The organism is Paraconexibacter sp. (assembly GCF_041602235.1).
Taxonomy (GTDB): domain Bacteria; phylum Actinomycetota; class Thermoleophilia; order Solirubrobacterales; family Solirubrobacteraceae; genus Paraconexibacter.
The window spans coordinates 1-6,435 of the sequence record NZ_JBFIGP010000224.1 but is presented as its reverse complement, the minus strand read 5'-3'; the positions used below and the strand labels follow the sequence as shown (position 1 = coordinate 6,435).

6 protein-coding genes are annotated in these 6,435 nt (G+C 74.2%); 1 reads left to right on the top strand and 5 read right to left on the bottom strand.

Annotated features, from left to right (window positions below; genetic code table 11):
* Positions 1-91: 91 nt before the first annotated feature.
* The 4 genes from ABYE80_RS15550 to ABYE80_RS15535 all read right to left on the bottom strand — a co-directional run bounded on the left by ABYE80_RS15550 (position 92) and on the right by ABYE80_RS15535 (position 4,716).
* On the bottom strand, positions 92-1,885 hold the full coding sequence (locus tag ABYE80_RS15550; protein ID WP_372791211.1) for a hypothetical protein: 1,794 nt from the start codon (positions 1,883-1,885) through the stop codon (positions 92-94).
* A gap of 91 nt (positions 1,886-1,976) precedes the next feature.
* On the bottom strand, positions 1,977-3,575 hold the full coding sequence (locus ABYE80_RS15545) for a GMC family oxidoreductase N-terminal domain-containing protein (protein WP_372791210.1): 1,599 nt from the start codon (positions 3,573-3,575) through the stop codon (positions 1,977-1,979).
* Positions 3,572-4,018, bottom strand: coding sequence for a hypothetical protein (locus ABYE80_RS15540; RefSeq protein ID WP_372791209.1), 447 nt, complete (start codon positions 4,016-4,018; stop codon positions 3,572-3,574). Before ABYE80_RS15540 ends, ABYE80_RS15545 begins: the two co-directional genes overlap by 4 nt.
* Complete coding sequence (locus ABYE80_RS15535; RefSeq protein WP_372791208.1) at positions 4,015-4,716, bottom strand: FadR/GntR family transcriptional regulator; 702 nt, start codon at positions 4,714-4,716, stop codon at positions 4,015-4,017. Before ABYE80_RS15535 ends, ABYE80_RS15540 begins: the two co-directional genes overlap by 4 nt.
* Positions 4,717-4,819: 103 nt before the next feature.
* On the opposite strand from ABYE80_RS15535, the gene ABYE80_RS15530 reads away from it, so the two are divergent.
* On the top strand, positions 4,820-5,911 hold the full coding sequence (locus ABYE80_RS15530) for an SDR family oxidoreductase (protein ID WP_372791207.1): 1,092 nt from the start codon (positions 4,820-4,822) through the stop codon (positions 5,909-5,911).
* Positions 5,912-5,955: 44 nt separating this feature from the next.
* Here the strand turns inward: ABYE80_RS15530 and ABYE80_RS15525 are convergent.
* Positions 5,956-6,435 (bottom strand): TetR/AcrR family transcriptional regulator (locus tag ABYE80_RS15525; RefSeq protein ID WP_372791205.1); only part of this gene is annotated, 480 nt, incomplete at its 5' end.

The following is a 6,435-nucleotide window of genomic DNA, read 5'->3' as shown; positions in this document are numbered from 1 at the left end:
GCGCGGATCTCGGTCGGGCTCCTGGCCGCCGACGCCGCGCGCAACCAGGTCGCCAAGCGCCTCAAGCAGACCGTGAAGCGCTGAGCGCGCGTCAGCCGGGTCGGCGCCAGACCTCCCAGTGCTCCCCCTGGTGGGCGAGCCGGTAGCCCGCCGGCATCCGCCCGGGAGCCTCGCGCCGGCGCACGATCAGACGGTAGACCGCGAGGTCCGCCGGGGCGACCGACTCCACGTTCACCTCGGTGTAGTTCGGCGCCAGCGACCCGTCACGCAGGTACACGAACCGGTCCCGGCGCTCCGAAGCCCCCTCGACCGCCATGTCGCGGAGGAAGTGCCGCGTCGCGTACACCTGGTGGGCGAGGAACAGCGTCGGCCCCTCGCCCGCGAACCGCTCGCCGATGTCCCGCAGTTCGGCCAGCGGGGCCCGCGGGACCGCCGGGGTCGACCGCATCACGAGGACCGTGGAGAGCCCGACGCCCGTGATCAGCACGACGGCGGCCAGCAGTGCGGCCGGGCGCCGCTCGTCCGCCGCTGCGCGGGCGACGGTCGCGCCGGCCAGGGCGAGCACCATGGGCGAGGTCACCGCCAGCGCCTTGGCGTCGATCCATGGCGTCCCGAAGGCGATGATGACCACCGTGCCGAGCCCCACGGTGGCGATGAGCACGGGGAACGCCGCGGCGCGGCGACGCAGGGCCACCACGAGTCCCCACACCGCGAGGACGACCACGACGAGCGCCAGGGCCCGCAGGAGGGTGGGCGAGTCCGGCAGGACCCGGAAGTCCTCCCGCGGCCACAGGCCGGCCCCCTGCAGCAGGTCCAGCGGGGCGAGCAGCCGTCCGAGCTTCTCGGCGTCGCTGACCGCGTTGGCCCCGAACGTCGTGGGTGAGGTCTTCAGGAGGAGGTCGGCGGTCACGAGCGCCGGCAGCGCCACCACGCCGGCGAGCACGGCGAGGCCTGGCAGCGCACGCAGGTTCCGCCGCGCGCCACCGACCGCGATCCAGCCGAGCAGCGCGACCCCGGCCGCCGGCAGGATCCACGGCACGCCGTCCACCCCCAGCGTCCCGGCGAGCGCACCGGCCACGACGAGCGCGAGCGCCACGTCCCGGGCGCCATCGCGGCGCCAGGCACGGACGGCGAGCGGCGCCGCGGTCGCGAGCAGCGCGGCGGTCGCCAGCTCCTTGACCCCACCCCACTGGGCGTAGCCGTAGAACAGCGACGCCTGGGCGGCCAGGAACACGGCGAGCGCCGCGGCGACACGCGAGGCGACGACGGTGCGGACGCTCGCGTACAGCGAGCAGGCCAGCACGACGGCGTACCCGGCCAGCACCGGCTGGTAGGCGTTGGCGGTGTCCTGCAGCGACAGGCGCGCCGACACGCCGACCGGCAGCAGGGAGCCCACCGGATACCCCTGGCCCAGGTAGTCCTGCAGGACGCGGGTGTAGGTGCCGGGCGGCAGCCCGTCCACGTCGCGGCCGTACTCGATCACCCGGTCGGTGAGTCCCAGCCACGTCCCGGAGTCGTCCAGGCGCCCGTCACCACCGATCACGCCGGCGCCGTCGAGCAGGGTCGGCAGCGCGTGGACGACCAGGACGCCCGCCGCCGCGAGGAGCGGCGGCCCCCACGCGCCCACGTCCGCGTCGCGCAGTCGCCCGCGGCCGAGCACCAGGCCGGCGAGGGCACCGACCCCGGCGACCGAGATCGTCAGCGGCCCGGCGCCCGGCACGAGCACCACCAGCCCCGTGACGACGACGAGCAGGGACAGCCCCGCCCCGGGCAGGAGCGAGGCCGGCATCGGGCGGTCCAGCGCCCGGTCGGCGAGCAGCCCCCAGCCGGTGACGAGCGCCACGAACACGACCGGGACGAGCGTCCAGGCGGCGAGGGCGGTCATGGGCGGGATCCCGGGATCACCCGCGCTAGCCTAGGCCCCCGGGCCGCCGACACCAGCCGTGCGCCGGGCGACCGCGCCGCTCGGGCGCTGTTCAGGCGATCCTGGCCGGTGCCGGCTCGTGCGTGGGCGCCGGGGCGCCGAGCAGGTGGTACGCCAGCCGCACCGCGAGGGTCATGATCGTCATCTGGGGATTGACCCCGAGGGACGAGGGCACGACCGAGCCGTCGCAGACGTGCAGCCCGTCGACCCCGTGGACGGCGAGGTCACCGTCCACCACCGACGTCGCCGGGTCGGCCCCCATCCTGGCGGTCCCGAGCGGGTGGAAGGCCATCGCGCTGACGTGGCGCGGACGTATCCGGCCCGCCCGCTCCTGCAGCGGGCCCAGGTCGCCGTCACGCATCGGCCCGACGCCGGCGAGCGGCACGTGCACCTCGCGCGCGCCCGCGGCGAAGAAGATCTCCGCCAGCAGTTCGAAGCCGCGCCGGAACCGCTCCGCGTCGTCGCGGTGCAGGTCGTACCGGATGTGCGGGCGGCCCAGGACGGTGTGCACCCTGCCGCGCCCGGTGTCGCTGACCATCACGCCGAACGACGCGGTCTCCCGGATGCGCAACATCAGGTCGCGGTGGGCTTCGCCGCTGCCGGGGGTGGACATCGCGGCCTGGTCCGGGGGGCCGGCGATGCCCTCGAGGATGATCCCGTCGTCCGCGAGCTCGTCGACGTAGAAGCTCTGCGGCACGCCCTTCCACGCGTCGACGGGCTCGTCGAACAGCGCGCGTGCGGCGGATGCCGGGTGGATCGAGAGGTTCCGGCCGAGCTGCCCACTGCGGGTCCCGAGCCCCAGGCGCTGCAGGAGCACCGGGGTGAGCAGCGCCCCCGCGCTCACGATCGCGTGCCGACACCGGATCCGCAGCGTTCCGCCGCCGGCGGTGCGCGCGATCACCTCGCGGACCTTCCCGTGCTGCACGATGATCCGCGTCGCGGTCGCTGCGGTGTACGTCGTCGCCCCGGCCGCCCACGCGCGCGGAACCCAGGTGATCGCGGTGTGCTGCTTGGCGCCGCTGGGGCACCCGAACGCGCAGACACCGGACCCCACGCAGCCGCGGACCGCACGGAACAGGTAGTCGCCGCGGTAGCCGAGCGCGCGGGTCCCGCGCTCGACGATCCGGGCGTTCTCCCCGGCGATGTCGGGGGGTACCTGCACGACGTTGATCTCGCGCTCGACCCGCCGGAAGTACGGCTCCAGGTCCGGTGCGCCGAGCCCGTCGAGGCCGAACTCGCGTTGCCAGCGCCGCAGGACGCGCTCCGGCGTGCGGAAGCACGTGGCCATGTTGATGAGGGTCGTGCCCCCCACGGCGCGGCCCAGCGGCAGGACGATCGGCGGGTTGCCGGCTGTGACGGTCTGCCCGGCGTCCCGGTAGAGCCGGGGCATCATGTCGCGGGGGCGCGCGGTGAACTCCGACGTCTCGTGCCAGATGCCCTCCTCCAGCATCGCGACCGACATCCCTCCCTCCGCGAGCTCCTTGGCGACGGGCGCCCCACCCGCACCGGTGCCGATCACGCACGCGTCGACGGTGATCCGCCGCTCGTCGTCGACGTGTCGGCCGTCGACGATCCGCCGGTGATCGGGATGGAAGGTCCCCGTGCCGTCGCGGTAGGCGGCCGGGCCGGTGTCGCGGACGGGGGTGCTCACCAGCGTCCCTCCTCGGCCCGCAGGCATTCGGCCCGCTCGAGGATGGCCGGGGCGTCGAAGCCGAGCCGGGCCATGACCGCCGCGTCCCCGTAGTAGGTGAGGTGCGCGATCCCCCGCAGGGCCTTCACGACCGGGCCGAGGACCGGATGCCGGTCGAGCTCCAGCACGACGGCGGCGCGCTCGGCGGGCGCCAGGCGCCGCAGCCGCGTGCGACGCGGTGGCCGCGCGAGTACGAGCGGGGCGAGCTCGAGCGCCAGTAGCATCGCGCGCAGGCCGAGCTGGTTCAGCCGCGGCGCAGCGGCGAGGTTGGCGTCGAAGGCCACGCAGGCGTCGGTGTCGCGCACGGCAGGCAGCCGGTCCCCGGGCGCGACGACGGCGTCGACGAGGCAGGCGAACATGCTCGCCTCCCGCGGGCTGATCACGTGGAGAGCACCTCGGCTCATGGCAGCAGCTCCTCCACGCGGCGGCGCTGCAGGGTGGCCAGCTCGAACGCCACGCCGCGGGCACGCTCGACGTCCTCCTCCTCGATGGCCGTCGCCAGCGCCGTGTAGTGCCCGGCGAGCCCGCTGGGTCGCGCGGTCACCGGCAGCGCGGCCAGGTGGTCGAAGTACAGGGACCGGATGGCGTTGAGGATCAGGACGAAGACGAGGTTCCCGGCGGCCTCGGCGACCTCGGTGAAGAAGGCGAAGTCCACGTGGGCCGCGACCTCGTCGGGCGCGTCGTCCGGGATCTCCGCGAAGGTCCTCGCCAGCTCCTGCAGTCGGGAGGCGTGGGACGCGCGGCGGCGCTCCGCGGCCAGGGCCGCCAGTTCGCGGAGCATGAGCGCGCGGGCCTCCAGCACGTCGCGCAGCACCGCGCCGTCCAGTCCCCCACCGCGGAGCAGCAGATGGGCGAGCACGTCGAGGCCCCCGTGGGTGCGCCAGTCGCGCACGTAGGAGGCGTCGCCGTGCCGGACGTCGATGAGGCCCATCTGCTCCAGGCGCTTGAGCGCCTCGCGCAGCGACGACAGCGTGACGCCGAGATCGGCGGCCAGCGCGCGCTGCTTGGGGAGGGCCTCCCCCGGCTCGTAGGCGCCGGACAGCAGCGACTCGAGCAGCTGCGCGAAGACCCGTTCGCTCACCAGAGAGTTCGGAACACTCACCTCCGGTACGCTAGCAGAGTTCCGAACACTCGGGCCGTCGCGGGTCCGTCGCCCCGGTACGCCACCCGACGGACGCTCCCTGGCTCGTCTACGGTCCCCGCCCATGCACGCCACCAGCCCTTCGCGCACGACGCTCATCACCGGCTTCCCCGGCTTCATCGGCGCGCGCCTCATCGGGCGCCTGCTCGAGGACGACCCGGAGCTGTCGGTCGTCGCGCTCGTCGAGCCGCGCATGGCGGACCGCGCCCGGACCGCCGCCGCCGGCATCTCCCCCCGCATCACCGTGCAGCCCGGCGACATCACGGACCCGCTCCTGGGCCTGCCGGCCGACCGCCATGCCGAGCTCGCCGCGACCGTCACCGGGGTGATGCACCTCGCGGCGATCTACGACCTGGCCGTCCCGATGGCGCTCGCCGAAGCGGTCAACGTCCACGGCACCCAGCACATCGTCGACTTCTGCCGGGCATGCGAGCGCCTGGAGCGCCACGACTACGTGTCGACCGCCTACGTGGCGGGCCTGCGCTCCGGTCGCGTGTTCGAGTCCGAGCTCGCGGCGGGCCAGACCTTCAAGAACCACTACGAGTCGACGAAGTTCGCCGCCGAGGTGATCGTCCGCGCCAGCATGGACGAGATCCCGACGGCGATCTACCGGCCCGCGATCGTGGTCGGCGACTCCCGCACCGGGGAGACCCAGAAGTTCGACGGCCCGTACTACATCCTGCGGTTCCTCGAACGCTCGCTGCGCCGCCCCGGACCGCTGCTGCAGATCGCCAGCGAGGAGGCCTCGTTCAACGTGGTCCCCGTGGACTTCGTCGTCGAGGCGATGGCGGCCGCCTCCCGGGACGAGCGCGCGCTCGGGGAGACGCTGCATCTCGTGGATCCGGAGCCGGTCGCCGCGGCCGAGCTGATGCGCCTGATGGCGCAGGCGTACGCCGGCAGGACACCGACGCTGCGGCTCCCCCCCGGACTGGTCGACAAGACGGTGGCCAACCGGCACCTGCGCCGGTTCCTCGCCGCCGACACGCCTCGCGAATCGCTCATCTACCTCAACCACCCGGTCTCGTTCGACACCGCGAGGGCGACCGAGCTCCTGGAACCGCACGGCCTGCGGTGCCCGCGCTTCCCCGAGTACGTCACCACGCTCGTGGACTTCTTCCGGCGGCACGAGGACGACCCGAGCTTCGTGCCGCACTGATCGGCGGCGACGCGGCTCCCCCGCGCGGCGCCGGGGCGGGCGGGTCAGCCGGGCGCCCGGATCCCGTCGAGCACGATCTCCAGCAGGCGCTGCCACTCGTGACGCTCACCGCCGTGCCGCGACTCCATGAGCATGGCACTGCCGATCGAGCACATCACGGTTGGCATGTCGCCGACCGAGAAGCCCTCCCGGATCCGGCCCGCGGCGCGGGCCTGCTCGATCAACTCGCCGCCGACCTGCTCGAGCCGTTGCTGGGCGGCCAAGGCGTGCGCGAAGGCATCCGGGGAGCTCTCCCACATCATGCGCTGCTGCGCGACGTCCTCGGACATCTCCTGCGCGCTCTCGCGCACGAACGACTCGAACCGCGACCACGGGTCCCCGTCGGCATCCCGCCAGTGGGCCGCGCGCTCCGCGAGGTGCTCGAACTTCAGGCGCAGGAGCTCGCCGACGAGGGCGTCCTTGTTGGGGAAGTGGCGGTACACCGTCCCGACGCCGCAGCCGGCCCGCCGCGCGATCTCGTCGAT